General features: G+C 56.4%; 2 rRNA genes (1 of these 2 running past the window's edge). Both read right to left on the bottom strand.

What is annotated here, in order from left to right:
• Positions 1-5: 5 nt before the first annotated feature.
• Positions 6-122: ribosomal RNA gene (rrf, locus tag R6Y94_RS20660) — 5S ribosomal RNA — on the bottom strand.
• Positions 123-221: 99 nt separating this feature from the next.
• Positions 222-1,905: ribosomal RNA gene (locus R6Y94_RS20655) — 23S ribosomal RNA — on the bottom strand; it runs 1,426 nt beyond the window's last position.

Below are 1,905 nucleotides of genomic sequence, written 5' to 3'. Positions count from 1 at the left end.
AAGATGTCCGGCGGCGTCTTACTCTCCCACACCCTCCCGAGTGCAGTACCATCAGCGCTGGAAGGCTTAGCTTCCGGGTTCGGAATGTAACCGGGCGTTTCCCCTCCGCCATAACCGCCGTAACCCTATCAACAACACAAACAACAATCCCTCATCCACACGCAAGGGAACCTCTTGTTGTTCGTTTGCTGTGAATCACACAGTGGACGCGTAGCAGCTTTGTAGTCAAGTCCTCGGCTTATTAGTACCGGTCAACTGAACCAGTTACCTGGCTTACATCTCCGGCCTATCAACCCAGTCGTCTCACTGGGAGCCTTACCCCCATCACTGGGGTGGGATACCTCATCTTGAAGCAGGCTTCCCGCTTAGATGCTTTCAGCGGTTATCCCTCCCGAACGTAGCCAACCAGCCGTGCCCCTGGCGGGACAACTGGCACACCAGAGGTTCGTCCGTCCCGGTCCTCTCGTACTAGGGACAGCCCTTCTCAAGTATCCTACGCGCACGGCGGATAGGGACCGAACTGTCTCACGACGTTCTAAACCCAGCTCGCGTACCGCTTTAATGGGCGAACAGCCCAACCCTTGGGACCTGCTACAGCCCCAGGATGCGACGAGCCGACATCGAGGTGCCAAACCATCCCGTCGATATGGACTCTTGGGGAAGATCAGCCTGTTATCCCCGGGGTACCTTTTATCCGTTGAGCGACACCGCTTCCACACGCAAGTGCCGGATCACTAGTCCCGACTTTCGTCCCTGCTCGACCCGTCAGTCTCACAGTCAAGCTCCCTTATACACTTACACTCAACACCTGATTGCCAACCAGGCTGAGGGAACCTTTGGGCGCCTCCGTTACATTTTAGGAGGCAACCGCCCCAGTTAAACTACCCACCAGACACTGTCCCTGAACCCGATAAGGGCCCGAAGTTAGATACCCAAACCAACCAGAGTGGTATTTCAAGATTGCCTCCACCCATACTGGCGTATGGACTTCACCGGCTCCCACCTATCCTACACAAGCTAATTCAGATACCAATGTCAAGCTATAGTAAAGGTCCCGGGGTCTTTCCGTCCTGCCGCGCGTAACGAGCATCTTTACTCGTACTGCAATTTCGCCGGGCCTGTGGTTGAGACAGTGGGGAAGTCGTTACGCCATTCGTGCAGGTCGGAACTTACCCGACAAGGAATTTCGCTACCTTAGGATGGTTATAGTTACCACCGCCGTTTACTGGCGCTTAAGTTCTCAGCTTCGCCCCGAAAGACTAACCGGTCCCCTTAACGTTCCAGCACCGGGCAGGCGTCAGTCCATATACATCGAATTACTTCTTCGCATGGACCTGTGTTTTTAGTAAACAGTCGCTTCCCCCTGCTCTCTGCGGCCATACAACGCTCCACCCGCAAAGGGGCTTCACGTCTCCGGCCCCCCTTCTCCCTAAGTTACGGGGGCAATTTGCCGAGTTCCTTAACCACAGTTCACCCGATCGCCTCGGTATTCTCTACCTGACCACCTGTGTCGGTTTAGGGTACGGGCCGCTCGGAACTCGCTAGAGGCTTTTCTCGGCAGCATAGGATCACTGACTTCACCTGAATCGGCTCGGCATCACGTCTCAGCCACATGCACCACGGATTTGCCTATGGTACGGCCTACACGCTTACCCCGGCACAACCACCGGCCGGGCTCAGCTACCTTCCTGCGTCACCCCATCGCTTGACTACTACCCGCCAGGTTCCCACGCTCCCCACCCTCAACCCGAAGGTCTCGGACGGTTCAGGCGGTTAGCACAACGAGGTTCATCACGGGCGCTCCTACACGGGTACGGGAATATCAACCCGTTATCCATCGACTACGCCTCTCGGCCTCGCCTTAGGCCCCGACTCACCCAGGGCGGATTAACCTGGCCCTGGAAC

It is taken from the genome of Plantactinospora sp. KLBMP9567, assembly GCF_033446045.1.
In the GTDB taxonomy this organism is placed as follows: Bacteria; Actinomycetota; Actinomycetes; order Mycobacteriales; family Micromonosporaceae; genus Plantactinospora.
The sequence above is the reverse complement of the archived record's forward strand: the minus strand, read 5'-3'. Positions and strand labels throughout refer to the sequence as shown.